The sequence below is a fragment of the Flavobacterium limnosediminis JC2902 genome (genome assembly GCF_000498535.1).
Classification (GTDB): Bacteria; Bacteroidota; Bacteroidia; order Flavobacteriales; family Flavobacteriaceae; genus Flavobacterium; species Flavobacterium limnosediminis.
Genome location: NZ_AVGG01000003.1, coordinates 253,544 through 280,535 on the forward strand (window position 1 = coordinate 253,544; position 26,992 = coordinate 280,535).

Consider the following 26,992-nt stretch of genomic DNA (forward strand, 5'->3'; position numbering starts at 1 on the left):
AAAAAACATATAAAAAAAACCATCTGCAGCGGCAGATGGTTTTTATTTTTAAGCTAACGCCTGTTTTAAATCTTCTATCAGGTCATCAGCATCTTCCACACCCACACTCAAACGGACCAGGTCATCGGTAATTCCGATTTCTTTTCGTTTGTCTTCCGGTATGGAAGCGTGTGTCATTAAAGCGGGGTGATTCGCCAATGATTCCACTCCGCCTAACGATTCTGCCAATGTAAACACTTTAAGTTTTTCAAGGAAACTAATAGCATCCTGTTTAGCTCCCGATTTGAACGTAAACGTCACCATACCTCCAAAACCACCAATCATCTGTTTTTTGGCAATTTCATGATACGGATGATCTGCCAATCCCGGATAATACACGCGCTCCACTTTTGGGTGATTCATTAAAAATTCCGCTACTTTCACACCATTTTCGCAGTGTCTTTGTACGCGCAAATGCAGTGTTTTAATTCCTCTTAAAACCAAAAAACTATCCATTGGCCCAAGTGTGCCCCCCGTAGCAAATTGTTTAAAGTGCAGTTCATCACCCAATTCCTTATCTTTAATCACCAAAGCACCGGCAATTACATCACTGTGACCACCTAAATATTTTGTAGCCGAATGCATTACAATATCCGCACCTAAATCCAATGGCTTCTGAAGGTATGGCGTTGCAAAAGTATTGTCCACCGCAAATAAGATATTGTGTTTTTTGGTAATTTTCGCAATTTCAGCGATATCCGCCAATTTCATTAACGGATTGGTCGGTGTTTCTACCCAAACCAGCTTTGTGTTGGCATTAATTAATTTTTCGAATCCTTCCAAATCATTCATATCCACGAAATGGAATTTTATTCCACTGTCTTTGTACAAACGAGTGAACAAACGATAAGTTCCTCCGTACAAATCATCCATCGCTATGATTTCGTCTCCTGCCTTAAACAAGCGCAACAAGCAATCGGTAGCTGCCAACCCGGAAGAAAACGCTAATCCGCGGGCACCATTTTCAATGGAAGCCAAGGCGTCTTCCAACGCCTGACGCGTAGGATTGGCCGCACGACTATACTCGTAATCACCAACCGGTTTCCCTGGTGATACTTGAGCAAAAGTAGACGTTTGAAACACCGGAGGCATTACAGCACCGGTAACCTCTTCATGGTGTTGTCCACCATGTATAACTTTCGTATTAAATTTCATTATTCTGTGATTTTAAAGTGCAAAATTACTGCAATTATTTTTTTGAAATACCATTGTCATTTTATTAACTACAAAAACTTACGGATCTGCATCATAAATCCCAGATGCATTCCTTCATGATAATTATTGAATTCCATCGCATCTTTAAAACTTCCCAAATGGAAACCGGTCTGCGTTTGGTATTCGTTAAAATTCTGAAACTTTCCAGCTTCATAATCTGACTTGGTTTGTTCAGGCAGTGATAACAACAATCGTCTGATCTCATCAACTTCTTCCTGGGTTGTATTACCGTCAGGCTTGGAACCGTTTTTATAATTTTCAGTCATTTCCGAAGAAATATTGGTTGGCAATCCCGAAAGTCGGTACACCAAACCTTGTTGTGCTACCACAATATGCCCGATGTTCCAAATCAGGTTGTTGCTGAATCCCTCGGGAATACAATTGAGTTGCTCCAACGAATAATTGTCCAAAAATTTATGGTAAATGGCCCGGTTTGTTTCCAAAATTTTAAAAGTAGCTTCCATAGTTATATATTTATAAGGCGATAAAGTCATCCGTTTTCGGGAAAGCATTCATTACATCCCGAACAATTTCGGGAGTCGGACTGGCGAGCTTCCTCAATTTGGTATCAATCCAAGCACCGTCCAAACTGATCTTAGCACAAAGTTCGTCCTTATCATTTCTTAGCTCATGCACGATGGTCCAACGCGAAGCATCGGCTTTCATTTTTCCCATCTTGGTACTGATAAAAATCTTGTCGCCCAGATGGATTTCTTTCCGGAATACACATTCTTCTTTGAAAATAATCGGCCCGAAATGTTGCTGATGCATCACTTTCATAGTTAATCCCTCTCTTTCCAGAATTTCGATACGGTGCTGGGCGCCAAAATCGTAATAGGCGCTGTGGCGCATATGAAAATTCGGATCTAAATCCGACCAGCGAATGGAAATCTCTTTGGTAAAATCACTCATCTTCAGTAAAAATTTACTCAAAAATAAAGAGAATTATCCGCTTCCCTAGTTTGTCTGCATTTAAATTAAATCTTTTTTAACGAAAAGCCTATTTTTGCAGAAAGAAACAACTCATGAACAAAATATATTATCTCGCTTCCTGCGACACCTGTCGAAAAATCATCAAATCACTGCCGAATTCCAATCGTCTGACCTTTCAGGATATTCGCCAGGATCCGATTACTCCGGAGCAATTGCAGGAGATGTACCAACTTTCAGGCAGCTACGAAGCGCTTTTCAGCAAAAAGGCCCAGTTGTATAAATCGATGGATCTGAAAAATAAAAACCTGACCGAAGCCGATTTCAAAAAACACATTCTGGAACATTATACCTTCCTGAGCCGTCCGGTTTTTATCATCGACGGAAAAATTTACATTGGCAACAGCCAGAAAAATATCAACGAGGTCATAGCTGTTTTAAGTTAAATGAGAGCCAGAACTTACGCATTAATGGCAGCTTGGACGGTAGCCATTATTTACGGGGTGACGTTCACGATTGCCAAAGACGTGATGCCCAAATATATTGACGCCTTCGGATTCATTTTCCTTCGCGTAGGCGGCTCCACCCTGCTTTTTTGGCTGGCGGCACTTTTCGTGAAAACCGAAAAAATCGATAAAAAGGATTTTCCGCGCATCTTGGCTGCCGCTTTTTTTGGTGTTGCCTTGAACATGCTGACGTTCTTTAAGGGTCTGAGTTACACTTCACCAATTATGGGCGCCGTTTTAATGGTAACCACACCGATGATTGTTTTGGTTTTATCGGCAATCATCATGAAAGAACGCATGGAAAACAAAAAAATAATCGGTATCCTTTTGGGATTGGCCGGCACCGTGACACTTATTCTCTACGGAAAATCGATGGTGAATGCCCCCAATGCGACTTTGGGCAACTTACTGGTTTTCGTGAACGCGGTTTCCTATGGTTTTTATCTGATTTTAGTCAAAAAACTGATGGACAAATACAACGCCTTTTCGTTTGTGAAATGGATTTACCTTTTCGGATTCCTGATGGTGATTCCGTTTGGCTGGGTTGAATTTCAGGCAGTAGATTGGGCTTTGGTTCCGATGAATATCTTCTGGAAAATAGGATTCGTAGTCGTGGTTTCCACTTTTTTGACCTATTTACTGAACTTACTTTCCATGAGGGAACTAAAACCAACTACGGTTGCTGTTTTCATTTACCTGCAACCCTTTTTCGCAACGGTTTTTGCTATCGGATTGGGGAAAGACGAATTGAGCTGGGTTAAAATCGGATCAGCGGCTTTGATTTTCGCCGGCGTATATCTGGTGATACAGAAGAAACCGAAAACAATCAGTGAATCAATGGCTGTTACCGACCCGAGCCAACACTAATCACTGATTACTGAACACTTTTATTTATCTTTGAAGTCTATTTAGAAAAACATGATACAATCGATGACCGGATTTGGTAAGGCGACACTACAGTTGGCTACCAAAAAAATCACAGTGGAAGTAAAATCGTTAAACAGCAAGGGCTTGGATCTGAACGTCCGCATGCCTTCGGTGTACCGCGAAATGGAATTGGGACTGCGCAATCAGATTTCCCAAAGTTTAGAACGCGGAAAAGTCGATTTTGCGCTGTATATTGAAGTTACCGGCGAGGAAACTTCCACGAAAGTGAATGCCCCGATTGTAAAAGCCTACATGTCACAAATGCGTGCTATTTTGGCCGATGCCGATGAAACGGAACTGATGAAAATGGCGGTTCGCATGCCCGATGCCTTAAAAACCGAACGCGACGAAATTGACGAAAACGAATGGAAACAAATTCTGACTGTCATTAGTGAAGCGCTTGCTAATATTAATAATTTCAGAGCCGATGAAGGTGCGTCACTGGAAAAAGAATTCCAATTGCGCATCGCCAACATTCGTTTGTATATGGAACAGGCTTTGGAACTGGATCCGGAGCGTGTTCAGAACATCAAAAACAAACTTCAAACTGCTATTGACGAGTTGAAAGTAACCGTGGATGAAAACCGTTTCGAGCAGGAATTGATTTATTATTTGGAAAAATTAGACATTACTGAGGAAAAAGTGCGTTTAACCAACCATTTGGATTATTTCATCGAAACCCTTAACGGAAAAGAAGCGAACGGTCGAAAATTAGGTTTCATCACGCAGGAAATGGGACGTGAAATCAACACGATGGGTTCCAAATCCAACCACGCCGGCATGCAGAAATTAGTCGTTCAGATGAAAGACGAACTGGAAAAAATCAAGGAACAGGTTTTAAACGTTTTATAATACTATCGGATAGAGACGAAATTGTTTCTCGCCTCTGCAAAAAATACAACAATGAACAAAGGAAAATTAATCGTATTCTCGGCACCTTCTGGATCGGGAAAAACCACCATAGTACGTCATTTATTAGGTTTGGAAGACCTGAATCTGGAATTTTCCATTTCGGCAGCAACCCGTGAACCGCGCGGGGAAGAAGTAAACGGACAGGATTACTACTTCATGTCGGCTGAAGAATTCAAACAACACATCAAACACGAGGATTTCGTGGAATGGGAAGAGGTGTACCGCGATAATTTCTACGGAACCCTGAAAAGCGAGGTGGAACGCATTTGGTCTCTGGGTAAAAATGTAATTTTCGATATCGATGTGGCCGGCGGATTGCGTATCAAATCGAAATTCCCGGAAGAAACCTTAGCTGTTTTCGTAAAACCACCAAGCGTGGACGAACTGAAACGCCGTCTGAAAGAACGTTCCACCGAAAGCGAAGACAAAATCAACATGCGTATCGCCAAAGCCCATGTGGAATTGGCTACTGCCCCTCAGTTTGATACCATTATTAAAAATTATGATTTGGACACGGCTAAGCAAGAGGCATATGAATTGGTAAAGAATTTTGTAAAAAAGTAACCAGTTATTAGTCGTTAGTAATTAGTGAAAGCTATCGACTAACGACTAATGACTAATCACTGAAAAATGAAAATCGGACTCTATTTCGGAACCTTCAACCCCATTCACATCGGGCACCTTATTATCGCCAACCACATGGCGGAGCATTCCGGTTTGGATCAGGTTTGGATGGTGGTCACGCCGCACAATCCGCACAAACAGAAGAGTTCTCTTTTGGATGACTACCACCGATTTCACATGGTGCATCTGGCTACCGAGGACTATCCGAAAATAAAACCATCGGATATCGAATTCAAACTGCCGCAACCCAATTATACGGTCAACACGTTGGCTCATTTACAGGAAAAATTCCCCAATCATGAGTTTTGTCTGATTATGGGAGAAGACAATCTGAATTCGCTTCACAAGTGGAAAAACTACGAGATGATCCTTCAAAATCATGATATTTTTGTGTATCCGAGAGCCGCTTCGGGAGAAATTGACCCGCAGTTTGTCAGTCATCCCAAAATCCATCGGGTAGGCGCTCCGATTCTGGAATTATCATCGACTTTCATCCGCGAAAGCATTAAAACCGGGAAAAATATTCGACCTATGTTACCACATAAGGTTTGGGAATACATTGACCATAATTTGTTTTACAGGAAATAAACCTTTTCAATTAACATACTTTTAAAACTCCCCAGTATAATCTTCGTTATCTTTAGACTTTCAAAAATCTAAGCTATGTTAAACTTCGAATTATACAATCCTACCAATTATGTTTTTGGCAAAGGACAAATCGCAAAATTATCGGACTTGGTTCCGAAAAACACTAAAATCTTATTGGCGTACGGTGGCGGAAGCATCTTTAAAAACGGTGTTTACGATCAGGTAAAAGCGGCACTTCCGGATATCGAAATGATCGAATTTTCAGGCATCGAACCCAATCCGCGTTACGAAACCCTGATGAAGGCCGTGGAAATCATCCGCGAACAAAATATCGGTTTCATCTTGGCTGTAGGTGGCGGAAGCGTGATTGACGGCGTGAAATTCATTTCGGCCGCGGTGAAATTTGACGGCAATCCGATGGACATCTTAAAAAAGCGCATATTGCTTAAGGATGTAACGCAAGTCATTCCGTTCGGAACTGTTCTAACCTTGCCGGCCACCGGAAGCGAAATGAATTCGGGTTCAGTGATCACCATCAACGAAACACAGGAAAAACTGTCTTTTGGCGGCAGTGCGCTGTTTCCTAAATTCTCCATCTGTGACCCAACGGTGATTGAATCGCTACCGAAAAGACAAATCCAAAACGGTGTGGTGGATGCTTTTACCCATGTGATGGAACAGTATTTAACGTATCAGCATGACGCTTTACTGCAGGACCGGATTGCCGAAAGTATTTTGCAGACGTTGGTCGAAATCGGTCCGGGTGTAGTGGAAAATCCAACCGATTACAAACTGGCTTCAAATTACATGTGGTGTGCGACCATGGCATTAAACGGATTACTGAATAAAGGTGTCCCAACCGATTGGGCAACGCACATGATCGGACACGAACTGACCGCCTTATATGAAATCGATCACGCGAGAAGTCTGGCGATTATCGGTCCGAATTTATACCGCGTGATGTTCGATACAAAAAAAGACAAACTGGCCCAGTTTGGTGAACGCGTTTTCGGAATTCAGGGAAATTCGGTGGAAGAGAAAGCCGAAAAAGCGATAGAAAAAACGGTTGATTTCTTACATACGATGGGAATGCTGACCAAACTTTCGGAGAACACGGCAGATTATGAAAAAACCGCCGATTTTATCGTAAATCGCTTTGAAGAACGAGGTTGGAAAGCCTTGGGTGAAAAACAGAATATTACTCCGGAAAAGGTTAGGGCCATTGTGGAAATGAGTTATTAACGTTACCAGTTTTAAACAACCGATTATCAGAAACAAACGCAGATTTCACGGATTTACACAGATTATTTTGTGTAAATCTGTGAAATCCGTGTTTTAAGATAACAATCCTAAATTCAATTCAAGCCGAAACGGAAATCAAATATCATTACTAAATTCTCTTTGGAAAAAGGTAAAAACGAAAGGCGCTCCGGAATAAATTCCATGAGCGCCTTTCTCACCAAAAACAAAAAATATTAACTAATTAACTCAACGTGGCGTAAACATCCGCCACTATTCCTAACCGTAGATAATAACGGCAGTCAATGAGATTCATTGCTTCGGAAATCTTAATCTAATGTTAAAGTTTTTCTTTTGAGCCGGCGTGATATTTCTCCCGCCCTCATTTAAGACTAATCTGATAAGGAAACTGCACATTTGCAAAGAGTAAAGTTTTTCACTTTCATCAAATTTGAGTACTTTTGAAGCTTCAAATCTGACAGAGAAAATGACTGATACCCCGAAATTTGCGGTAATAGGCGGCGGAAGCTGGGCGACAGCAATTGCAAAGATGCTTTGCGTTAACCTTCCGGAAATCGCCTGGTACATGCGAAACACTTACGCTATAGAGCATATAAAAATCAACAGACACAATCCGAATTATTTAAGTTCGGTGGAGTTTGACACCAATAAACTGAAACTTACCAACGACATCAATGAAGCGGTAGCCTATGCGGATTACGTTATTTTTGCGATTCCATCGGCTTTCCTCAAAGGAGAACTTGAAAACCTGACCGTAAGTCTGAAAGACAAAGTGATTTTTTCAGCCATTAAGGGTATTGTTCCCGAGACCAGTCTGATTGTCGGAGAGCATTTTCATAAAATTTATGACATTCCGTACAACAACATCGGAGTTATTACCGGTCCGTGTCACGCGGAGGAGGTTGCTTTGGAACGTCTTTCGTACCTTACCATTGCCTGTGGTGATGATGAAAAGGCGAAAGTAATGTCGAAAAACCTTAACAGTCATTACATCAAAAGCAAAACATCGGATGATATCATCGGTACCGAATATGCCGCGATGCTGAAAAACATCTATTCCATCGCAGCCGGTATTGCGCATGGTTTGGGATATGGTGATAACTTTCAGGCTTTGCTGATGAGTAACGCAATCCGTGAGATGAAAAAATACATTAAGAAAGTCCACAAAATGAAGCGTAACATCAATGATTCCGCTTATTTGGGTGACTTACTGGTAACTGGCTATTCCATCTTTTCACGGAACCGAATGTTTGGAAACATGATCGGAAAAGGGTACACTGTTAAATCGGCACAAATGGAAATGAGTATGGTCGCCGAAGGGTATTATGCCACTAAAAGTGCCCACAAACTCAACGAAGAATACAAAGCCAAGACGCCAATTATTGATGCCGTTTACGACATTTTATACGAGGGAAAAGAGCCTAAAAAAGTCTTCAAAAAACTAACTGAAAAACTAGATTAATTTTTCATCTTCCTGTTTTTCCGAGTCTTTATAAACCGAGTACTCTATTAGAGAATCAGCAAAAAACCAACCACAATTTTCGCAGAACAAAATTTGTAAAACCACATGGACAATTTAATCAATCACCCGGGAATTTTGACCGGATTTACCATCGTAATCCTGGCGATGCTATTGTTGGATTTAGGAATTTTCAAAAAGAACACCCACGTCATCAGCAACCGTGAAGCTTTAATGTGGTCTGCCTTGTGGATTTCCTTGGCCATGGGCTTCAGCGGAGTCATTTACCATTACATGGGAGTGGAGAAGTTTGCGCAATTTCAGGCGGCCTATTGGATCGAGAAAGCGCTTTCAGTGGATAACCTCTTCGTTTTTATCATGGTTTTCGGGTTTTTCAACGTCCCTAGAGAATTACATCATAAGGTATTGTTTTGGGGGATTATAGGCGCCCTGGTGCTCCGCGCGATTTTCATTTTTTCCGGTGTGAAATTGATTAACATGACCTATCTGCCCGAAACGGATATTTTCGGACACTTGGTAAAAATCAATGTAATTCTAACCGTTTTCGGATTCTTCCTGATTTATGCCGGAATAAAATCCTGGTTTTCAGAACCCGATGAGGGTGAAAAGGATTTCACCAAAAGTCCCGGTGCCCGTTTGATACACCGCATCTTCAAAGTGAGTAATAACTACGACGGCGACAAATTCTTCACGGTGGAAAATGGTATAAAAATGGCCACGCCACTGACAGTGGTGATAGCTGTAATCGAATTTACCGATTTGATTTTTGCGGTCGACAGTATTCCGGCGATTTTTGCCATAGCGCCCAACGATCCGTTCATCCTGTACACCTCAAATATTTTTGCTATTTTAGGACTTAGGGCACTTTATTTCCTTTTGGCTAACTTCATGTATATGTTCAGCCGTTTAAAGTACGGATTGGCCATTATTTTGGCTTTTATCGGGATAAAGATGATTATTGCGCCTTTCCACCACATTTCATCACCGGTTTCGCTGATGATTGTAGGAAGTATTCTGATACTTTCTGTCATCACCTCGTTATTGTTTCCGGTTAAAGATTAAATTTACAGCGTAGAAATTATTACACAGAGATACACAAAGAAGGCACAAAGATTCGCAAAAATCCTTGTGCCTTTTTTTACTCCAGACTTTTTCCCTCAGTACCTTAGCACCTCAGAACCTCAAAACTTCAGCACCTACCTAACGGTAATCTCATCCACGAAAATATAGGCATCATAACCCGCGCCCTGATGCCATTCCGGTAGTTTTCCGAAGTTGTAGGCTTTCACTCTTATATAGCGGGCATTGTTTGCATTTATCTTTCCGTCAAAAGCGATGATTTTGGTTTCATAGTCTTTCGCATCCAGCGTATTGGTTACCGTGGCTGACAATTGAAAATTTTTATTGTCGTTGGAAACATAATATTCCACTTTGGTTGGCATCAGAATCCACGCACGTGTATCCTGTAGAAAACGGGCGGATAGCTGCGAAACTTTCATTTCCTTCTTCAAGTCGATTGTCGCTTCGAAATCCTGACCCTGATAGCCTTGCCAATCACCTTTGCGCCAGTTTTCGTTGCCTAGGATACCGTCCAGCAATCCTTCCGGACCACCGGCATGGTATTGTGGTGTATATTTCGATTGGATGTTTATAGTGTAATCGTTTGGTTTTTTATAGAACGTTGCCGAAACAACAGTGCTTTTTTGTCCGCTACTGTGCAAGCAATACGCGTAAACGGATGCAGTTTTTTCAATCTCAAAAGGTTGAACATATTCCTTAAAACCATCTTTATCCGAAAACGAATAGTACATTTTATTGCCTGAATTTGATTCAATGCTGATTTTCAGTTTATCCTTAAAGGCTTTGCTGTCGGATTGGATTACCGGAACCGGTGTAATAAAATCGTAACGATAACTCTTGGTCGATTCTTGACCTTTATCATTACTTACTATTTTATTAACTCCATCTTTAACAGGATTCTTGAATGTTCCGTCTTCAAAATTCATTTTCACCTTATCAAAAAACGGTACTGTTTCATTCCAGATTCCGCTTCCGGGCGTTACATTATAAATCCCCATCGAACTCAACACATACCACGCGCTCATCTGACCACAGTCTTCGTTGCCGATTAAACCGTCCGGAGTATTTTTGTAGAATTCGTTTAAGATGTAGTGAATTTTCTCCTTAGTTTTTTCCGGTTTCCCGATGTAATTGTACAGATACGCCATGTGGTGACTCGGTTCGTTTCCGTGCGCATATTGTCCGATCAAACCCGTGATATCCGCCTGTTCACGTCCTGTGGTAGCTGATGGCGCAGTAAACATCTCATCCAATTTAGCCTCAAATTTTTCCTTTCCGCCATAGGCTTCAATCATACCCGGAATGTCCTGCGGTACGAAAAACGAGTATTGCCACGAATTGCCTTCGGTAAAGTTGTTGTTCACTTCTCTCGGGTCAAATGGTTTGTCCCAACCTCCGTTTTTCTTCGGACGCATAAAGCCGGTTTCCCAGTCGAAAAGGTTTTTCCAGCTTTGCGAACGTTTCATGAAATAAACATAATCTTCCTTTTTCTCAAGCATCCTAGCCATTTGCGCAATACACCAATCGTCATAGGCATATTCCAGTGTTTTGGAAACGCTTTCATGTTCGTCATCAATGGAAATGAATCCGCTTTTCTTGTACACTTCCAGTCCCAAATGATCCAGCATGGCCGAATGTTTTGCCGCCTCAAATGCTTTTTCGTAATCGAATCCTTTGATGCCTTTTACCATCGCATCGGCAATGACCGAAACGGAATGGTAGCCGATCATGCAATCGGTTTCGTTGGAGGCTAATTCCCAAACCGGAAGTCTTCCGCCCTGTTCATATTGTTTGATAAAGGTATTGATGTAATCGGAAGTACGTTTCTTATCGATCAGCGTGTACAACGGATGTGCACCGCGGAATGTATCCCAAAGCGAAAAAACCGTGTAATAATCAAAAGTGTCGGCTACATGAATTTTGTTGTCACGACCACGGTATTTGCCGTCTAAATCTTCTGCGATGTTGGGTTGCATCATGGTGTGGTATAATGCGGTATAGAAAATCGCCAGTTTGTCTTTATCTGCTGAAGTGACTTCAATTTTAGACAGTTCCTTGTTCCAAAGCGTTTCGGCATTATTCCTTACTTTCTCGAAATCCCAATGTCTGATTTCGGTCATATTCAGCTTCGCACCTTCATAACTTGTCGGCGATAAGGCTACTTTCACTAAAATTTTTTCGCCTTTCTTAACGGGTTTGGAAAAACTCAAAGCCAAATATTTATCGGCCTCATTATCCCAAAGAAGTTTACTGTTTTTTGAATTGGTCACCTTCATTGGCACATTGAATTCGATGCGGGCAAAAACGTACTGATCACGTGCCCAGGCTTCACTTCTACGCAAAATTTCAATGGTTTTGCTATCGATAATTTTCACTTCACCTTGCAACAGTTTGTCGCGGTGATTCAGATCGAGAATGATATTTGCCTGTCCGTCCTTGCTGAAAGTATATTCATGGAAACCGACTCTCGTGGAAGCGGTCAATCGCACACCAATATTGTGTTTGTCCAATTTCACAGCATAAAATCCAGCTTTTGCCTTTTCATTGGCATGAGAAAAAGTGGAAGAATAGATTTTGTTATCCAACGAAGGTTCGCCCATGGTAGGCATCAGCATGATATCGCCGAAATCGGAAACACCAACACCATTGAGATGCGTATGAGAAAAACCATAAATGACATTATCCGAATAATGGTAGCCGCCACAACCGTCCCAACTACCGTCAATTCTTGTATCGGGCGACAATTGTACCATTCCGAAAGGCACTGTGGCACCTGGAAACGTATGGCCGTGACCACCTGTACCTATAAACGGATTTACGTGCTGTGTGTAATTGTTTTTTTGTGAAAAGGAACTTACGGACAATAAGGCCGTTATAAATAGAAAAGCTGTTTTTCTCATTAGGGTTTATGCTGAAAAATTTCCCTAAAGTAGGAAATATTTCGACATCCGACTGAATCTGTTTCTAAATTACGTCCCAAAAAAAGAAGCATTATGCGTACAAAAAAAGGCACAAATCAGAAAAACGATTCGTGCCTTTTTATATCTGCTACCAAATAATTTCTATTTTAACAGAACGCCGCGTTTGTTCATCACCGGAACATCGGTCATCGCTCTTTCGTTGATGCCATTCGCCCTGAAAACATAACTCTTATCGTAAAGCTTATCACCTATAAAGAACGTCACCAAGAATTCGTTGTTCAGTTGAAGAACATTGTTTTCCAGCAATTCAATTTTTACGGCCGAATTCGGTTCCACTTCCTTAAAAGCATGACGAAAAGTTCCTGTTTTACGGTCTTCCCCGTTAATTTGTCCGTACGCTCTCGAAACCACAATAGCCATTTCCAGTTTCACATCCCCATCATTTATTAAATAAGCATACCAGGAATTTTCCATGAAATCATCATTCCATTCCTGAACGGCAGCCACATAAACGTTTTCCACTTTTGGTATAATAATATCCTTTTGCATAGCGTTGTAATTTAAAAGCGTGCAAATTTACCACAAATAATCCGTAATTTCACATGACCAACCGACAGTGGTAATCAATTATAAATCTCAAAAACTTACGATATCATGAAACATTTGGTTTTAGCGCTTACTGCACTTAATTTAACAGTTTTCGGATGCGAAACGGGTATCAAAACAAAATCCAAAGAATTAAAAAATGATGCTGATACCACACTTGTCGTTTCCGATGGTCATACATCCGAAATTTCGCTTGATTGGGACGGAACGTATAAAGGCATAATACCGTGTGCGGATTGCCCGGGAATCGAAACCAATCTGACTTTAAACAAAGACAAAACTTACTCGCTTTCCGTTTTGTATCAGGACAGGGATAAGAAGCCAACCATTACGAAAGGCTCTTTTACTTGGGATTCCACCGGAAGCAATATAAAACTCGACAAAGCGGGAGCAGAAACCCAATATAAGGTTAAGGAAGGAAGTTTAGTGATGTTGGACAGGGAAGGAAAAGAAATTGAAAGCGCTTTAAAATCCCATTACGTATTACATAAGGTCGTAAAATAAAACTGTCCCAATCTGAAAAGGTTCTATTTCAAAATGGAACAGTTACTGTTTTTGTGAGCGTTACCGAATTAAAAGCCCATGTACGTTACCGAATCAAACAATGCATAATTTTGATTTTGCGGAATATGATCTCCTATAAACGTTAGGTTTTCCATACTGCAGAAAATCTTAAATTTAGCTTTAGTACCATAATTAAGTTGCCCTGATGCAACGCTTGTTCCGTTAATTTTCCAATTGGCAAAATATTTATTGCCTGAGGTAAGCGACAATTCAATTGACAGATTGTACCATTGGTTTCTCTTGATTGTTTTTTGTACCGATATTGAAGGATTAGCCTGTGAAGTCATGTATACCACCAAATCATCGGCTTGCGCATTTAAACTTTGTCTGATACTTTGACTTCCATAACCGATTTCGAAATCCAACTCATGGGTATCGTCTTTGTAAAGGAAGGCCCCAATACTGGACATATCTCCAACTCCCATTTCCGGAGCATACACTCTCCAAGTATAAATACCTGCACCATAAGTGGATGTCGTTTTGATTTTTGTACGTTCCCAAGTATTAGGATTTGTAAACATTTTTAAATTGCCACTCTCCAAATAATAGTTTGCCGCACTATTCTGAGAAGCATCCTGCCACTCGTTCAGATCGTTAAATTCCCAGTTTTTAGTAATAGGGTTACCTGATGGTCTCTCTAAATTTGAATTTTCATTGTTCTCATTAGTATATTGTTCTTCCGTAGAACAGGAGAAGAGCGTTAACCCCATAAACAAGACGGCTATTTTAGTAATTTTTCTCATTCTTAAGATTTGATTGTTAGTTTTTTGGTTTCCAAATATAAAAATTGCCAACTAATTACAAAACCTTATTAATGGGGCAATCGATAAAAATCACCCATTGTACGGCAAAAACCTAGTTTTCAATACAAATAAATATTAAAAATCCATCCATCACTAACTTTGAAGCATTACCAAAAAATAAAAAAGGCTGTCGGAAGACAGCCTTACACTTTATATACTTGATTTGAATTGTTCCAGGAAACGAACGTCGTTTTCATAGAACATTCGGATATCTCCAATCTGATACAACAACATGGCAATTCGCTCGATACCCATACCGAAGGCGAAACCGTTGTATTTATCGGCGTCGATGCCGCAATTTTTCAATACGTTCGGATCTACCATTCCGCAACCCATGATTTCCAGCCAACCGGTTCCTTTGGTGATGCGGTAATCGGTTTCAGTTTTTAATCCCCAGTAAATATCTACCTCAGCACTTGGCTCAGTGAACGGGAAGTAACTCGGACGCAAACGGATTTTTGATTTTCCGAACATTTCTTTGGTGAAATACAACAGGGTTTGTTTTAAATCGGCAAAGGAAACGTTCTGGTCGATGTACAAACCTTCCACCTGATGGAAAATACAGTGTGAACGAGAAGAAACCGCTTCATTACGGAACACGCGCCCCGGTGAAATGGTACGGATCGGCGGTTTGTTGCCTTCCATATAACGCACCTGAACGGATGACGTATGCGTACGCAACAACACATCCGGATTGCTCTGGATAAAGAAAGTATCCTGCATGTCTCTTGCCGGATGGTATTCCGGAAGATTCAGCGCGGTGAAATTATGCCAGTCGTCTTCGATTTCCGGACCTTCGGAAACATTGAATCCGATGTTGGAAAAAATATCGACAATCTGATTTTTTACGATGGAAATAGGATGACGCGACCCGATTACCAATGGCTCGCCCGGACGCGATAAATCACCGTAAACTCCTCCGGCCACTTCCTTGCTTTCCAAGGCTTCCTGAATGGTTTTGACTTTGTCTTCGGCCGTAGTTTTCAGTAAATTGATTACCTGTCCGAATTCTTTCTTCTGATCGTTCGGCACGTTTTTAAACTCGGCAAAAAGGTCTTTCAACAACCCTTTTGTTCCCAAAAACTTGATTCGGAACGCTTCCAAAGTCTCCTTATTGTCGGTGGTAAAAGCCTGTGCTTCACCAATGTATTCTTTAATCTTGTCTGTCATCGTCATTCGGTAATTGGGTGCAAATTTAGGAAATTTAATTTATAGTTTTCAGTCGCAGTGGCAGTATTCAGCAGTTAACCTTAAAAAGGACTTTTTACCCTATAACTGCAAACTAATCTATCAATTGTTTTTCCAGAAAATAATTTACAATCGCATCTTTCATCAAGACCGATTGTTCACCGGCTTTTAAAGTTGGCAATTGTTCCTTCACTTTATAATGTGGCCAGCCTTCACTGTCGAAAAAATCAAATTCATAATAACCGTAAGGCTCTAATAAACGGCAGATGGCGATGTGCATCAGGTTTAGTTTTTCGTCTTTTTTGAAAGTCCGGTTCAATTGCCCCAATTCCTGAACGCCGATTAGGTAAATAATCGCATCGAGATCCAGCACATCGCCTTCGGCAAATTGATTTGAAAGTATGTTCACCACTGCTTCCCAGCGGGTTTTTAATTGTTCGTCTCTTGACATTGCTATGAGTTATGAGTTATGAGTTATGAGTTATGAATTCATCCATCATAAAATTTATCGGCAAAGATACTAAGTTGATAACTGACAATCGGAATTTGAACACAAGTCTTTTTCCTTTTTACTTTTCCCGTATCCCACTTTTTCTGTTTGTTCCCCTATCTTTGCGCTTTGTTCTATTTCTATTCTCTTATTATGGGTTTTATTGATATTATATTAGCGGCGTTATTGGTTTTCGGTTTGATTAAAGGCATCCGAAACGGGCTTTTCGTGGAACTTGCTTCACTGATTTCGCTTTTCGTCGGAATCTACGTTGCGATAAAATTTTCATATGCGGTTCGTTCGGCTGTAGGGAGTGTGGTTTCCTGGTCGCCGAAAACCGTTCAGGTCACCGCATTTATTTTAACACTGATTGTAGTCGTAATTGGCATTCATCTGTTAGCCAAAGCCTTAACCGGAATAGCAAGTTTTGCCTTTATGGGTTGGCTGAATACGGCAGGAGGCGGACTTTTCGCGACAATAAAAACTATCCTGCTTTTGGGCGTGGTTTTGTGTCTGTTCCAAAAAGTGAATATCAACAACATGATGGTTTCCAAAGAAACACAGGATACATCATTGCTTTTTAATCCGATACTGAAAACTTCTGAATTTTTACTGCCGATATTAACCGATTGGTTCAGCAATCTGAAAGACAACATCAGGTAACTGCTTTTCATAATCAATCACAGTATTTCTTACTGAAAACTGCGACTGTGACTGTGACTGAAAGCTATTTCAACTCCCGAATAGCGTCTTTCTCAATCCACCCTTCCGTCTCATCGGTAAGCTGGATTTTACGCCATTTGTCCTGATTTTCCAAAACAAAAACTTTGGTTCCTTCATGCAATACAAATGCTTCGGGCGCGGAAGCTTTGGGTTCGCTCTTCACGGAAATCACTTCGGCAAAAACTATGGCCGGACGTTCATTGTTATAGTTGTTTCTTTCGGTTATGGCCGAGGCAATACTAATAAGAATCACAACCAACGACAGTACCATGGCCACGAAAAAGGAACGCTTCACCAAGGAAGTGCTTCCAAAATAATATCCTATAAAAAACAACAGGAACATCGCCGAGAAACCGGTGGCAATTCCCGCCCAAGTATCGTAATGAAACACATCCAAAAGATCACTAATCATTTTGGAGAAACCTACCTTCGGAACTATTTTTATTTCGTCTATCGCCATTTTCTGCGCAAACTTCAGATTGGTTTGGATTTCGGTATCGTTCGGATTCAGCAACAAGGCTTTTTCGTAATTGTAAACCGCCGGTGCCACCTTATGCAGTTTGTAATAGGCATTGCCCAGATTGAAATACAATTCCGCTGACTGTTCTCCGGATTTCAGAATCCCTTCATACAAAACCACCGCTTCGTCGTACTTCTCTTTTTTGTACAATTCGTTTCCTTTCTCAAAAGCCGATTGGGCCATAATTGCTTGGGAAACCAATAAAAATATGTAAATTAATTTCTTCATCTATAAATATGGCGCCCCGCTGGGGCAATGATTGAATTCTTATTCTATAAATATACCGTCCAACTTGGACAAAAATTGACTATTATCAGCTTTGTGTCCTTTGCGATTGCTTTGCGAACATTGCGGTTAAGTTTTAAATCTGCTTACTCAAATCGGAAATCACACTTACCGCCTTATCATAATCCTGCTGCATGGCCACTCCGGTTGACGGCGCATAACGGGCGAATTCACAGTTGTCCATTAATTTCATGAAATCGCTGATGGTTTCCGTTTGCGCTTTTTTCGACACCAATAATTCCTGAATATTCTCTTTACTCATTTCGGAAGTTTCGATGTGCAGTTTTGCCTTCAGGAAGTTGTGCATCGCACGCTCCATTGCATCGTAAAACGGTTCTTTGTTCCCCAATTGTTTGCTGGCATCGGAAAGGAATTTCTTGGCCAGTTTGTTCGACTGACGAATTTTGTTTCCGGCTACATCCCCATCAAGTGCTTCCTTTTTCTTCTTCGCCAATACGATCACCGGAATAATCAGGAAAGGCGCGAATAAAAGTGAGTAAAACAAGGTTGAACCCAAGAAATCATCTGTGTGGATTGGTGACAAATCTGTTTTGGTTTTCACAAAAGCAAACTGATCATTTTTAATTACCGTTTGTTTGTCTGCCGAAGCCGTCTGATCTGTCGCAGTTGGCATCTGACCGTCTAACACATTGATTCGGATTTCTTCGGAAGTTATCGTCTTATATGCTTTCGCATTTAAATCAAAATACGCAAATTCCAATGGTTTAATGGTATAAACACCCTTGTATTGCGGCACTATTGTATAGGTGTCGGAAATCGTTCCCTGCGTACCCGACAGTGGTGTTGTAATTCCTTCTTTGTGTTCCGGATCGTACATTTCCAACGCACTTGGCACCACCGGCTTTGGCAACGTGAACAATTTCATATTCCCTTTTCCGGCCACACTCACAGTCAATTGTAGCGCTTCTCCGGATTTTAAAGTCGTCTTGGAAGGTTTCACTTTAAAGTCAAATGCACCTACAGCTCCCTCGAAACTTTCAGGTCTTCCGGCCTCCGGCAAAGGCTTGACAATAATTGACTTGGCTCCTGCCGATATCGTTTTCGTTCCGTTGCTGATTTCCATACGGCCAAAAATATCTCGACGACCGGTAGGCGCCTGCATGGTGATATCTAACGTTAAAGGCTCGATCTTCAGCTTTCCTGTTTTTTGAGGATACAACACTGTTTTTCGAAGCACTACATAACGGTAATCTTCCCCTTGGTATTTGCCCATCTGAACCGACAGGTTTTTGAGATCAATCGCCTGACTCCAGAAATTATTGTATTTCGGACTGGCCGTTTCGCGGAAATCATTCACACTTACATACGGACTCACATACAATTTGTAAACCGCGGTTATGGGCTCGTTTAAATACGGATTGGAATTGGAAATTTCGGCAACAAGATGGATTCCTTCCCCTTCTTTTAACGATGGCGGTAATTGCTGTTGCTGCTGTTGTTGTTGCTGACGTCGGCGCTGGTTTCCGAAGATGATGGCAAACGGATCTTCTTCCTCTTCCGGTTCGGGTTGCGCCACCGCATTTCCGACCGTCACTTTCACCGGATTGGTTTTATATATTTTACCGGCAATTTCTATGGACGCCGGCTTAATAACAAACGTCCCTTTTTTAGTAGGCATCAGAAAGAAAGAGTAGGATTTGCTGAATGATTTTCTGCCGTTGGTCCAGGAATAATTGACCGACTGATTGGGTCCTCCAAAAATTTTAAACCCTTCAAACGACGGCGCTTCGAAATTATCCCCATCATCATTCATGGTGAAATCTATCCGCAATCGCTCGTTGATTCCGATGTTGTTTTTACTCACGGTGGCTTTAAATTCCACCTGAGCGAAAACCGACTGAACGGCTAAAAACAACAGCAGTATGTAACTCTTTCCTCTCATCAATTTAATTTCTTTTTTAAACTCAACACACATTATTTCTCAAACTGATTACCAATCTTTTTCATTTCGGGAAGGTTTCCCTTTTACTTCTTTCCCTTTGATTTTATCCTGAACTTTCTTCTCTTCATTATTCACCGCATCCAGCATATTTTCCATCCGTTGTTTGGAAGCACCGCTTGGCTGTGGCTTCTGAGGTTGCTTGTCCTCGTCGCCTTTGTCTTCTTTCTTATCCGGATTTTTCGGATCGTCCTTCTTGTCCTGGTTTTTGTCCTGATTCTGATCTTGTTGGTCCTTTTTCTGGTCCTTATCGTCTTTTGGCTGCTGATCCTTGTTCTGATCTTTATTTTTATCCTTGTCTTTATCGTCTTTTTTAGGCGGATTCTCTTTTAGTTTTTGCTTCGCCAACGCATAATTATAACGGGTTTCCTCGTCGTTCGGATTGTTACGAAGGGCATTCTTGTAGGCTTCCACCGCACCCTGATAATTTTTTTCAGTCATCAGGACATTGCCCAAATTGTGAAAAGCTTTGTGTTTTTGTTTTTTCCCTTTGGCATTTTCGATAGCCTCCAGATAAGAATGCTTCGCCTCGCTGGGCTGCTTCTGACGGTAAATCGCATTTCCTAAATTATAGGATGCGGTAGCCCGGCGCGGATTCTGAAATTGCGACATACGGTAATCCGCTTCCGCTTCAGCGAATTTTTTATCGTTGAACTCTTCATTCCCTTTTGGCAGATTCTTATCCTTCTTTTGGGCAAATAATCCCACAGAGAACAATAAAAAAGTATATAAAATTAACTGCTTCATTCGACTTTTAACTTTTCTCCTCATTAAATAAATTCAGTTTTCTCACCCATTTTGTTCTACGTTCTAAAAACAGAACATCAAGGAACAAAAGAAAGAACGCAATACCTAGAAACCATTGGAACTGCGACTCGAAATCGGCAATCTGTTGGCTTTCAAAATCGGTTTTCTCCAAGTTGTCCAGTCCGTTTTTAACGTAATCGATAACTGCCTTTGTGTTTCCGCCGAAAACATAGCCTCCGTTGGCATTTTTTGCAATCGTTTTGAGTGTTTCCGGATATAATTTCGTGATTACCGTTTCTCCGTTCATGTCTTTTTTGAACCCTTCAATCACTCCATTATGGCGTAAAGGAATCGGCCCTCCTTTTTCGGTACCGATACCAATCGTAATTACTTTTATTTTCTTGTCTTTGATTTCCTCCAATGCTTCTTCAAACCCTTCACCGTGATCTTCCCCATCGGAAAGCATGATGATTAGTTTACTCGTTTGCGGATCATCAAAATACGAACTCGCCAATTTCAACGCTGGCCCCAAAGCTGTTCCCTGTGACGAAACCATGTCGGTGTTCATACTTTGCAGGTACATTTTGGCTACACTGTAATCGGTTGTTATCGGCAAAACAGGATAAGCACTTCCGGCATAACCCACAATTCCAATTCTATCAGAACCTAACTGATTGATGATTTGTGAAACCACCTGCTTGCTCTTTTCCAAACGGTTGGGTGCAATGTCTTCCGCCAGCATACTTTTGGAAATATCCACGGCAAAAACAATATCCACACCCTGACGCTTTACGGTTTCCATTTTGGTCCCGATTTTCGGATTCACCAAGGCAAGAACTAATGCACCTAATCCCAATAACGCCACCACCAGTTTCAAAACCGGTTTGAAGGTCGACTTTTCGGGACTCAATTGTTTCAGTAGTTCCAAATCGCCGAACTCCTTCTGCTTTTTACGTTGCCAATACAAATTAATCAGGAAAAGCAGCAGCAGAATCGGCAGAATTGCTAACAGATAAAAATATTTCGGTTCGTCAAATTCAAAATTTTCCATAATCACTTATATAAAACCTCTAAACAAGGTCTTTCTTAACACTAATTCCAAACTCAGCAAACCAAGTGCGAAAAACGCGAACAAACGGTATTTTTCATCGTAATTGTAAAAGCGCTGTTCTTGTACTTCGGTAGTTTCGAGTTTATTGATTTCGCTATAAATGTTTTCCAAACTTTTGTTACTGGTGGCTCTGAAGTACTTTCCGTCGGTCATCATGGCGATTTCTTTCATCAGTTTTTCATCGATTTCCACTTTCATCATTCGGAACAAAAACTGTCCGTTCGGCGCGATGGCGTAAGGAAACTCGGCCATTCCGTTGGTTCCGATTCCGATGGTATATACTTTAATGCCGTATTCTTTTGCGATTTCCGAAGCCATTCTTGGATCGATAAATCCGGAATTGTTCACCCCGTCCGTTAAAAGAATGATGACTTTACTTTTCGCTTTGCTGTCTTTTAATCGATTTACCGCCGTAGCCAATCCCACACCGATTCCGGTTCCGTCCTGCAGCAAATTATCGTATTTCACACTCTCCAATGCGTCTAAAACTACTGCTTTATCACTTGTTACCGGAGTTTTGGTATAACTTTCCGCTGCATAAACCACCAACCCGATTCGGTCGTTCGGACGTTCTTCCACGAATTCGGAAGCTACTCTTTTCAGGGCTTCCATACGATTAGGTTTTAAATCTTTGGCCAGCATACTACCGGAAACGTCGATTGCCATTACGATATCGATTCCGCGTGTGGTTCTGGATTTGTTGGTCACATCGGTGGATTGTGGTCGGGCAATGGCGACAATTAAAGCGCTCAAAGCCAAAATACGCAGCACAAACAACATCGGTTTTAGCTTCGGCAACACCGAACTTGTAGTTTTAAACCCTTTTACTGAGCTGACTTTTAATGTGGCGACCTGTTCTTTTCGTTTCCAAAAATACCAACCTATGGCTATGGGCAGCACCAAAAACAGCCAAAAGAATTCCGGATTGGCAAACGTTATGTTCTTCATTATTGCGCTGCTTTTCTAAGTTCGACTGATTCTAAAATTCTCGCGGTGATTTTGCTTCCAAATTCGTCACCTTCTTCATACATGGTGAACACTTGCTGTAATCCGCCGTCCTGGCTGAATATCACAAATTCGTAGTATGCTTTTCTGGATTTTTTGGTGATTTTATCAATCCAGTTCATGGTTCCGTATGCTTTTCTTCCGGACAGTCCCTCGCCGGTATTGAAATCTTCCGTTTTCACAATGATATCCTGAGCTCCTTTTACCTCCATTGCCTGCAAACCTCCTTCAAGTGCTTTGTCCAGATCTACTTTGGTTTCCTTTTTGTATTTAGCTGTACTAACTACAATATAATAGTCGTCAAAATACCCTCCAGATTCAAAAATCTGCATTTCTTTAATCATAGCCATGACGGCTTTCGGCACTTCCTTTTCAGCATCTATACGCTTTAACACATTTGGAGTTGATATAATCACACCAGGGTTTCCGTATTCGCTGGTAATCCAGTCCTGCTCGTGCAATTCCTCAGTAGAACTTCCGAAAAGATTCATTCCGTTAAAAAATACGGTTCCAATAACAAAGAATATAACGAACCCGGACACGAAGCCAATAATGGTATTGCGCTTTTTAATTTTCTTACGTTTTAATTCTTCCTGTTGTCTTTCGTAATCTGAATCGGTTTCGTCTTCTTCTATTTCTTTCGGAAGCGCTTTATCGATAGTGAAAATGATTTTTTCGATGTTTTTTCGGTCTTCGCTAATTTCGAAATCCATAGGTTTGGATTTGGCGAATTTTACCAGATCGGCATTTTTGAGGATTTTTTCAAACACTTCCATGGTTTCCTGACGGATCCCCATTTTCTTTTTCATCGATGCTTGTTTCATCGCTACCAAAAGTTCGTCGGTCGTGCTTTCCATCGCCGGAACATGCACCGTTTCCTCGATGTAGGTTCGCGTAATATCCGTCATTTCGGAATAGTACGATTTCACGTCGCCTTGTTCCAAAAGCGATTTTTTCTCCAAATTCTGCAATAAACTGGTTGCTTTTTCGATAGGCGAAGCATATACAATTACTTCTTCTTTTGGACGGTTTTTGTATTTTTTGTACAACCAATACCCTAAATATCCTAATCCGCCAAGTACTGCAAATGCCAACAAATACCACCAGAAATCGGAAGACGGATCCTTAACCTCAACAATCGGCTTGATGTCGTACATTTTCTGTTTGAGCGTGTCGACCACCACATTGTTCACTTCGATTACGGCCGAATCCGATAAGAATTGCTTGTTACCGATTAACACCGGAATTCTCGGAATCACGTAACGACCCGAGTCAAATTGCGTCAATCCGTACTTTTTTATGAATTCGTAAGTGGCGTCTTTCTTTATCGTGTCAACCGGATAGGATTCCAACACTTCCAGTTGTCCGAAACTTTTGCTCTCCGGGAAAGCGACGCGTGTTTGTTTGGTTCCTTTCACCTTCAACGTCAGATTAAATTGAGAACCAATTTTAATCTTAGTCGAATCGACACTGGTTTGCACCGGTTGTTGTGCAAAACCCACTGTTGCGATTAGTAAAAGGAGAAATAAGTATCGTTTTATATTTATCATTTTTGTCACTAATTGTACATCCGTACTAATTCTGTTATCGCGATTTAAAATACCCCAGCAATTTGGTCACATAACTTTCGTCCACTCTGGTGCTCACCGCTCCGGAGCCACAACGGGAAAACGTTTCCTTGAAATACTTTACGTTATCCAGATAGTTTTTCTCATACTCCATACGCACTGATTTCGAATTGGTATTGACCACCATGATTTCACCGGTTTCGGCATCTTCCATGGTTACCATTCCGATATTGGGCATCGTTTCCTCGCGATGATCGTAGACACGTACGCCGGTTACGTCGTGCTTTTTACCGGCAATTTTCAGTGTTTGTTCATAATCCGAAGACATGAAATCGGAAATTACGAATACGATGGCTTTCTTTTTCTGAACCCCCGAAAGGAACTTCAGTGCCTGAGACAAATCGGTTTTTCGGCTTTTGGGTTGGAATTCGATCAGCTCACGGATGATGCGCAGTACGTGGGATTTTCCTTTTTTGGGCGGAATGAACAGTTCAATCTGATCGGAAAACAAAATCAATCCGATCTTATCGTTATTTTGAGTTGCTGAAAACGCCATCGTTGCGGCAATTTCGGTCACGATTTCACTTTTCAGCTGGTTTTTGGTTCCAAAACTTTCCGATCCGCTGCAATCCACCATCAGCATCATGGTCAGTTCGCGCTCTTCTTCGAACACTTTCACATACGGCTCGTTGTAGCGCGCGGTCACGTTCCAGTCGATGGCACGAACGTCATCCCCAAATTGATATTGACGCACTTCGGAAAAAGTCATTCCACGTCCTTTAAACGACGTATGGTATTCGCCCGAAAAGATATGATCGCTCAGTCTTCGGGTTTTGATTTCTATTTTCCGTACTTTTTTCAGTAATTCTTTGGTATCCATATTTTTCAGAATGCAGAATGCAGAATGCAGATTTCAGGCTTTAGTGCTAAACTGCCTACTGAAATCTACCTACTGCAGTCTGAAATTAAGGTACTTCAACCTCGTTAACGATTTTGTTGATGATGTCTACCGAAGTAACGTTTTCGGCTTCCGCCTCATAGGTAATACCGATACGGTGACGCAACACATCGTGTACTACGGCGCGCACGTCTTCCGGGATTACATACCCACGGCGTTTGATGAAGGCGTAACATTTAGCCGCCAATGCCAGGTTGATACTTCCTCGGGGAGAGGCTCCGAAACTGATTAATGGTTTCAGATCGGCTAATTTATATTTTTCAGGATAACGCGTTGCGAAGATGATATCCAAAATGTATTTCTCTATTTTCTCGTCCATATAGACCTCGCGAACGACTTGTTGTGCTCTTAAAATCTGTTCCAAAGAAACCACCTGGTTTACCTTTTCGAATCCACCGTTCAGATTTTGACGGATTACCATGCGCTCATCCTCCATTTTAGGATAATCGATAACCACTTTCAACATGAAACGGTCTACCTGTGCTTCCGGTAACGGATAAGTTCCTTCCTGTTCCACTGGATTCTGCGTAGCCATTACTAAGAATGGTCGGTCTAATTTGAAGGTTTCGTCGCCAATGGTTACCTGTTTTTCCTGCATCGCTTCCAACAATGCGGATTGCACTTTGGCAGGGGCACGGTTGATCTCATCGGCAAGAACGAAATTGGCAAATATCGGACCTTTCTTAATCGAAAAGTCATTCACTTTCATATTGTAAATCATGGTTCCCACTACGTCGGCAGGAAGCAAATCGGGTGTAAACTGGATTCTGCTGAAAGAACCGTGAACTGCTTGTGACAGGGTATTGATGGCTAATGTTTTTGCCAATCCGGGAACCCCTTCCAACAAAATATGTCCCTGGGCCAAAAGCCCGATAAGTAAACGTTCTATCATGGTTTTCTGACCTACGATTACCTTGTTCATCTCCATTGTCAGAAGGTCAATAAAAGCGCTTTCTCTTTCTATTTTTTCATTAATTGCCCTAATGTCCATAGTAGTTGTTGTCTCTTCCATTTGTGTGTATTTTTGAGCCGTGAAATTAATAAGATATTTTAACAATGCAAATTGATAATTAATTTAGTCGTTTGTTGTTAATAATTGGTTAAAAAACAAAAGACAGCCTTGGTTTTGGCTGTCTTTTAATAAAATCTTCACTTCTTGTTATATTATGGTAAGGTGAGGCTTCCCATATCCGTTATTTGTCCGTTTACGACCACAACACCATCAACAACTAAAACACCCAAACCTGAAGCAGCATCCGGTGTTAGTGTTACCGAATAAGTTCCCGATGGAATTCCGTTCAACTGAAATACTCCTATATCATTGGTTTCTGCTGTAACTGTAACGCCGTTAACCACAACCGATGCCAACGTTGGAACATCTGCCGGCAATACGGTTCCTTTAATTGCTCCAGAGGCAACTTCTGTTGTTACTCTGATTACCGGATGCAAATTGTAATTTCCTGAATTTCCTGCCTCCACTACAACAGAGTTATGCACATCAAAATCCAATAGGAAATTATAGGTAAAATCGGGTTCTAATGTCTGGTTGATCTGCAACTTCAATCCGGATTGCTGGGCACTTGGTGTACGCAAAGGATAGATAATTCCATCTTTTACCACCGTATTTTCATCACCCAAAATCAGACGCATCTGACCCAAATGACCTGACGGAACTTCGTTATCGGCTAATATCACACTAATACCACCTGTTAATTCCAACAAGTCATAAATTCCGGGATTGATATTTCCGATACTTACCCAGCCACCTTCGCCGGTATCGGAATTACTTTTAATCATCACGTCGACAACCTCAACATTGACTTCATCATAATCGCCGGGATTGTCTGTCATCCTGACCGTAATTTTTGAAGTTCCTTGCACTTGCGAGTCATCGCTGTCGTTGCAACTAATTGCTAAAGTGGCTACACAGGCCATGACCATAAGGCCAAGTAAATAGTTTTTGATAGTCTTCATAGGGGGAA

The 26,992-nt window shown here is 41.3% G+C and carries 27 protein-coding genes; 10 read left to right on the forward strand and 17 right to left on the reverse strand.

Annotation, left to right across the window (positions count from 1 at the left end):
- Nucleotides 1-48: 48 nt before the first annotated feature.
- The 3 genes from FLJC2902T_RS05695 to FLJC2902T_RS05705 all read right to left on the reverse strand — a co-directional run bounded on the left by FLJC2902T_RS05695 (nucleotide 49) and on the right by FLJC2902T_RS05705 (nucleotide 2,166).
- Complete coding sequence (locus FLJC2902T_RS05695; RefSeq protein WP_023578821.1) at nucleotides 49-1,194, reverse strand: cystathionine gamma-synthase; 1,146 nt, start codon at nucleotides 1,192-1,194, stop codon at nucleotides 49-51.
- Between the two features lie 68 nt (nucleotides 1,195-1,262).
- A complete protein-coding gene (locus tag FLJC2902T_RS05700) occupies nucleotides 1,263-1,718 on the reverse strand; it encodes a DinB family protein (RefSeq protein WP_023578822.1) in 456 nt (151 codons plus the stop codon).
- Between the two features lie 10 nt (nucleotides 1,719-1,728).
- Nucleotides 1,729-2,166 (reverse strand): acyl-CoA thioesterase, encoded by a 438-nt coding sequence (locus tag FLJC2902T_RS05705; protein WP_023578823.1) that lies wholly within the window; start codon nucleotides 2,164-2,166, stop codon nucleotides 1,729-1,731.
- Between the two features lie 113 nt (nucleotides 2,167-2,279).
- Between FLJC2902T_RS05705 and FLJC2902T_RS05710 the strand changes: the two genes are divergently transcribed.
- From FLJC2902T_RS05710 to FLJC2902T_RS05745, 8 genes are all read left to right on the forward strand, one after another.
- On the forward strand, nucleotides 2,280-2,630 hold the full coding sequence (locus tag FLJC2902T_RS05710) for an arsenate reductase family protein (protein ID WP_023578824.1): 351 nt from the start codon (nucleotides 2,280-2,282) through the stop codon (nucleotides 2,628-2,630).
- Nucleotides 2,631-3,557 (forward strand): DMT family transporter, encoded by a 927-nt coding sequence (locus FLJC2902T_RS05715; RefSeq protein WP_035677403.1) that lies wholly within the window; start codon nucleotides 2,631-2,633, stop codon nucleotides 3,555-3,557.
- Between the two features lie 51 nt (nucleotides 3,558-3,608).
- On the forward strand, nucleotides 3,609-4,469 hold the full coding sequence (locus tag FLJC2902T_RS05720) for a YicC/YloC family endoribonuclease (RefSeq protein WP_023578826.1): 861 nt from the start codon (nucleotides 3,609-3,611) through the stop codon (nucleotides 4,467-4,469).
- A gap of 51 nt (nucleotides 4,470-4,520) precedes the next feature.
- Nucleotides 4,521-5,093: a guanylate kinase gene (gene gmk, locus FLJC2902T_RS05725; RefSeq protein ID WP_023578827.1), complete on the forward strand. Its 573-nt coding sequence runs from the start codon at nucleotides 4,521-4,523 to the stop codon at nucleotides 5,091-5,093.
- Between the two features lie 66 nt (nucleotides 5,094-5,159).
- Nucleotides 5,160-5,741, forward strand: coding sequence for a nicotinate (nicotinamide) nucleotide adenylyltransferase (nadD, locus tag FLJC2902T_RS05730; protein WP_023578828.1), 582 nt, complete (start codon nucleotides 5,160-5,162; stop codon nucleotides 5,739-5,741).
- A 75-nt stretch (nucleotides 5,742-5,816) separates the two neighbouring features.
- Complete coding sequence (locus tag FLJC2902T_RS05735) at nucleotides 5,817-6,983, forward strand: iron-containing alcohol dehydrogenase (RefSeq protein WP_023578829.1); 1,167 nt, start codon at nucleotides 5,817-5,819, stop codon at nucleotides 6,981-6,983.
- Nucleotides 6,984-7,467: 484 nt separating this feature from the next.
- Nucleotides 7,468-8,463 (forward strand): NAD(P)H-dependent glycerol-3-phosphate dehydrogenase, encoded by a 996-nt coding sequence (locus FLJC2902T_RS05740; protein ID WP_035677489.1) that lies wholly within the window; start codon nucleotides 7,468-7,470, stop codon nucleotides 8,461-8,463.
- A gap of 105 nt (nucleotides 8,464-8,568) precedes the next feature.
- The gene (locus tag FLJC2902T_RS05745) at nucleotides 8,569-9,543 is read left to right on the forward strand and encodes a TerC/Alx family metal homeostasis membrane protein (RefSeq protein WP_023578833.1); all 975 of its coding nucleotides are present in this window, start codon (nucleotides 8,569-8,571) and stop codon (nucleotides 9,541-9,543) included.
- A 134-nt stretch (nucleotides 9,544-9,677) separates the two neighbouring features.
- Here the strand turns inward: FLJC2902T_RS05745 and FLJC2902T_RS05750 are convergent, their stop codons facing one another.
- A complete protein-coding gene (locus FLJC2902T_RS05750; RefSeq protein WP_023578834.1) occupies nucleotides 9,678-12,461 on the reverse strand; it encodes a GH92 family glycosyl hydrolase in 2,784 nt (927 codons plus the stop codon).
- A gap of 162 nt (nucleotides 12,462-12,623) precedes the next feature.
- Nucleotides 12,624-13,031 (reverse strand): hypothetical protein, encoded by a 408-nt coding sequence (locus tag FLJC2902T_RS05755; protein WP_023578835.1) that lies wholly within the window; start codon nucleotides 13,029-13,031, stop codon nucleotides 12,624-12,626.
- 105 nt (nucleotides 13,032-13,136) lie between these two features.
- Between FLJC2902T_RS05755 and FLJC2902T_RS05760 the strand changes: the two genes are divergently transcribed.
- Nucleotides 13,137-13,592 carry a copper resistance protein NlpE gene (locus FLJC2902T_RS05760; protein WP_023578836.1) on the forward strand — a complete coding sequence of 152 codons (456 nt, stop codon included), beginning with the start codon at nucleotides 13,137-13,139 and terminating at the stop codon, nucleotides 13,590-13,592.
- 68 nt (nucleotides 13,593-13,660) lie between these two features.
- Here the strand turns inward: FLJC2902T_RS05760 and FLJC2902T_RS05765 are convergent, their stop codons facing one another.
- From FLJC2902T_RS05765 to FLJC2902T_RS05775, 3 genes are all read right to left on the reverse strand, one after another.
- Nucleotides 13,661-14,395, reverse strand: coding sequence for a hypothetical protein (locus FLJC2902T_RS05765; RefSeq protein WP_023578837.1), 735 nt, complete (start codon nucleotides 14,393-14,395; stop codon nucleotides 13,661-13,663).
- A 210-nt stretch (nucleotides 14,396-14,605) separates the two neighbouring features.
- Nucleotides 14,606-15,625, reverse strand: a complete 1,020-nt coding sequence (gene pheS, locus FLJC2902T_RS05770; RefSeq protein ID WP_035677407.1) for a phenylalanine--tRNA ligase subunit alpha — start codon at nucleotides 15,623-15,625, stop codon at nucleotides 14,606-14,608.
- A 112-nt stretch (nucleotides 15,626-15,737) separates the two neighbouring features.
- Complete coding sequence (locus FLJC2902T_RS05775; RefSeq protein WP_023578839.1) at nucleotides 15,738-16,094, reverse strand: hypothetical protein; 357 nt, start codon at nucleotides 16,092-16,094, stop codon at nucleotides 15,738-15,740.
- Nucleotides 16,095-16,286: 192 nt separating this feature from the next.
- On the opposite strand from FLJC2902T_RS05775, the gene FLJC2902T_RS05780 reads away from it, so the two are divergent.
- Nucleotides 16,287-16,796 (forward strand): CvpA family protein, encoded by a 510-nt coding sequence (locus FLJC2902T_RS05780; RefSeq protein WP_023578840.1) that lies wholly within the window; start codon nucleotides 16,287-16,289, stop codon nucleotides 16,794-16,796.
- Between the two features lie 64 nt (nucleotides 16,797-16,860).
- Here FLJC2902T_RS05780 and FLJC2902T_RS05785 read toward each other — a convergent pair whose 3' ends face one another.
- The 9 genes from FLJC2902T_RS05785 to FLJC2902T_RS05825 form a co-directional block, all read right to left on the reverse strand.
- Nucleotides 16,861-17,604, reverse strand: a complete 744-nt coding sequence (locus tag FLJC2902T_RS05785) for a tetratricopeptide repeat protein (RefSeq protein ID WP_023578841.1) — start codon at nucleotides 17,602-17,604, stop codon at nucleotides 16,861-16,863.
- Nucleotides 17,605-17,737: 133 nt separating this feature from the next.
- Nucleotides 17,738-19,564, reverse strand: a complete 1,827-nt coding sequence (locus FLJC2902T_RS05790; protein WP_035677494.1) for a BatD family protein — start codon at nucleotides 19,562-19,564, stop codon at nucleotides 17,738-17,740.
- A gap of 48 nt (nucleotides 19,565-19,612) precedes the next feature.
- Nucleotides 19,613-20,368 (reverse strand): tetratricopeptide repeat protein, encoded by a 756-nt coding sequence (locus FLJC2902T_RS05795; protein ID WP_023578843.1) that lies wholly within the window; start codon nucleotides 20,366-20,368, stop codon nucleotides 19,613-19,615.
- Between the two features lie 7 nt (nucleotides 20,369-20,375).
- Nucleotides 20,376-21,419: a VWA domain-containing protein gene (locus FLJC2902T_RS05800; RefSeq protein ID WP_023578844.1), complete on the reverse strand. Its 1,044-nt coding sequence runs from the start codon at nucleotides 21,417-21,419 to the stop codon at nucleotides 20,376-20,378.
- A 6-nt stretch (nucleotides 21,420-21,425) separates the two neighbouring features.
- The gene (locus FLJC2902T_RS05805) at nucleotides 21,426-22,427 is read right to left on the reverse strand and encodes a vWA domain-containing protein (RefSeq protein WP_023578845.1); all 1,002 of its coding nucleotides are present in this window, start codon (nucleotides 22,425-22,427) and stop codon (nucleotides 21,426-21,428) included.
- On the reverse strand, nucleotides 22,427-24,034 hold the full coding sequence (locus FLJC2902T_RS05810; protein ID WP_155958858.1) for a protein BatD: 1,608 nt from the start codon (nucleotides 24,032-24,034) through the stop codon (nucleotides 22,427-22,429). The genes FLJC2902T_RS05805 and FLJC2902T_RS05810 overlap by 1 nt, the downstream gene beginning before the upstream one ends.
- A 34-nt stretch (nucleotides 24,035-24,068) precedes the next feature.
- Nucleotides 24,069-24,932 carry a DUF58 domain-containing protein gene (locus tag FLJC2902T_RS05815; protein WP_023578846.1) on the reverse strand — a complete coding sequence of 288 codons (864 nt, stop codon included), beginning with the start codon at nucleotides 24,930-24,932 and terminating at the stop codon, nucleotides 24,069-24,071.
- Between the two features lie 85 nt (nucleotides 24,933-25,017).
- The gene (locus FLJC2902T_RS05820) at nucleotides 25,018-26,022 is read right to left on the reverse strand and encodes an AAA family ATPase (RefSeq protein WP_023578847.1); all 1,005 of its coding nucleotides are present in this window, start codon (nucleotides 26,020-26,022) and stop codon (nucleotides 25,018-25,020) included.
- Between the two features lie 152 nt (nucleotides 26,023-26,174).
- Nucleotides 26,175-26,984, reverse strand: coding sequence for a DUF4382 domain-containing protein (locus FLJC2902T_RS05825; protein WP_035677412.1), 810 nt, complete (start codon nucleotides 26,982-26,984; stop codon nucleotides 26,175-26,177).
- Nucleotides 26,985-26,992: the final 8 nt, after the last annotated feature.

Coding starts and splice junctions, on each gene's coding strand:
- FLJC2902T_RS05775 (WP_023578839.1), bottom strand. CDS start 16,094: ATGTCAAGAGACGAACAATTAAAAACCCGCTGGGAAGCAGTGGTGAAC.
- FLJC2902T_RS05720 (WP_023578826.1), top strand. CDS start 3,609: ATGATACAATCGATGACCGGATTTGGTAAGGCGACACTACAGTTGGCT.
- FLJC2902T_RS05695 (WP_023578821.1), bottom strand. CDS start 1,194: ATGAAATTTAATACGAAAGTTATACATGGTGGACAACACCATGAAGAG.
- FLJC2902T_RS05735 (WP_023578829.1), top strand. CDS start 5,817: ATGTTAAACTTCGAATTATACAATCCTACCAATTATGTTTTTGGCAAA.
- FLJC2902T_RS05800 (WP_023578844.1), bottom strand. CDS start 21,419: ATGGAAAATTTTGAATTTGACGAACCGAAATATTTTTATCTGTTAGCA.
- pheS (WP_035677407.1), bottom strand. CDS start 15,625: ATGACAGACAAGATTAAAGAATACATTGGTGAAGCACAGGCTTTTACC.
- FLJC2902T_RS05790 (WP_035677494.1), bottom strand. CDS start 19,564: ATGAGAGGAAAGAGTTACATACTGCTGTTGTTTTTAGCCGTTCAGTCG.
- FLJC2902T_RS05780 (WP_023578840.1), top strand. CDS start 16,287: ATGGGTTTTATTGATATTATATTAGCGGCGTTATTGGTTTTCGGTTTG.
- FLJC2902T_RS05715 (WP_035677403.1), top strand. CDS start 2,631: ATGAGAGCCAGAACTTACGCATTAATGGCAGCTTGGACGGTAGCCATT.
- FLJC2902T_RS05815 (WP_023578846.1), bottom strand. CDS start 24,932: ATGGATACCAAAGAATTACTGAAAAAAGTACGGAAAATAGAAATCAAA.
- FLJC2902T_RS05755 (WP_023578835.1), bottom strand. CDS start 13,031: ATGCAAAAGGATATTATTATACCAAAAGTGGAAAACGTTTATGTGGCT.
- FLJC2902T_RS05795 (WP_023578843.1), bottom strand. CDS start 20,368: ATGAAGCAGTTAATTTTATATACTTTTTTATTGTTCTCTGTGGGATTA.
- FLJC2902T_RS05805 (WP_023578845.1), bottom strand. CDS start 22,427: ATGAAGAACATAACGTTTGCCAATCCGGAATTCTTTTGGCTGTTTTTG.
- FLJC2902T_RS05750 (WP_023578834.1), bottom strand. CDS start 12,461: ATGAGAAAAACAGCTTTTCTATTTATAACGGCCTTATTGTCCGTAAGT.
- FLJC2902T_RS05810 (WP_155958858.1), bottom strand. CDS start 24,034: ATGATAAATATAAAACGATACTTATTTCTCCTTTTACTAATCGCAACA.
- FLJC2902T_RS05740 (WP_035677489.1), top strand. CDS start 7,468: ATGACTGATACCCCGAAATTTGCGGTAATAGGCGGCGGAAGCTGGGCG.
- FLJC2902T_RS05760 (WP_023578836.1), top strand. CDS start 13,137: ATGAAACATTTGGTTTTAGCGCTTACTGCACTTAATTTAACAGTTTTC.
- FLJC2902T_RS05705 (WP_023578823.1), bottom strand. CDS start 2,166: ATGAGTGATTTTACCAAAGAGATTTCCATTCGCTGGTCGGATTTAGAT.
- FLJC2902T_RS05785 (WP_023578841.1), bottom strand. CDS start 17,604: ATGAAGAAATTAATTTACATATTTTTATTGGTTTCCCAAGCAATTATG.
- FLJC2902T_RS05820 (WP_023578847.1), bottom strand. CDS start 26,022: ATGGAAGAGACAACAACTACTATGGACATTAGGGCAATTAATGAAAAA.
- FLJC2902T_RS05765 (WP_023578837.1), bottom strand. CDS start 14,395: ATGAGAAAAATTACTAAAATAGCCGTCTTGTTTATGGGGTTAACGCTC.
- nadD (WP_023578828.1), top strand. CDS start 5,160: ATGAAAATCGGACTCTATTTCGGAACCTTCAACCCCATTCACATCGGG.
- FLJC2902T_RS05745 (WP_023578833.1), top strand. CDS start 8,569: ATGGACAATTTAATCAATCACCCGGGAATTTTGACCGGATTTACCATC.
- FLJC2902T_RS05700 (WP_023578822.1), bottom strand. CDS start 1,718: ATGGAAGCTACTTTTAAAATTTTGGAAACAAACCGGGCCATTTACCAT.
- FLJC2902T_RS05710 (WP_023578824.1), top strand. CDS start 2,280: ATGAACAAAATATATTATCTCGCTTCCTGCGACACCTGTCGAAAAATC.
- gmk (WP_023578827.1), top strand. CDS start 4,521: ATGAACAAAGGAAAATTAATCGTATTCTCGGCACCTTCTGGATCGGGA.
- FLJC2902T_RS05825 (WP_035677412.1), bottom strand. CDS start 26,984: ATGAAGACTATCAAAAACTATTTACTTGGCCTTATGGTCATGGCCTGT.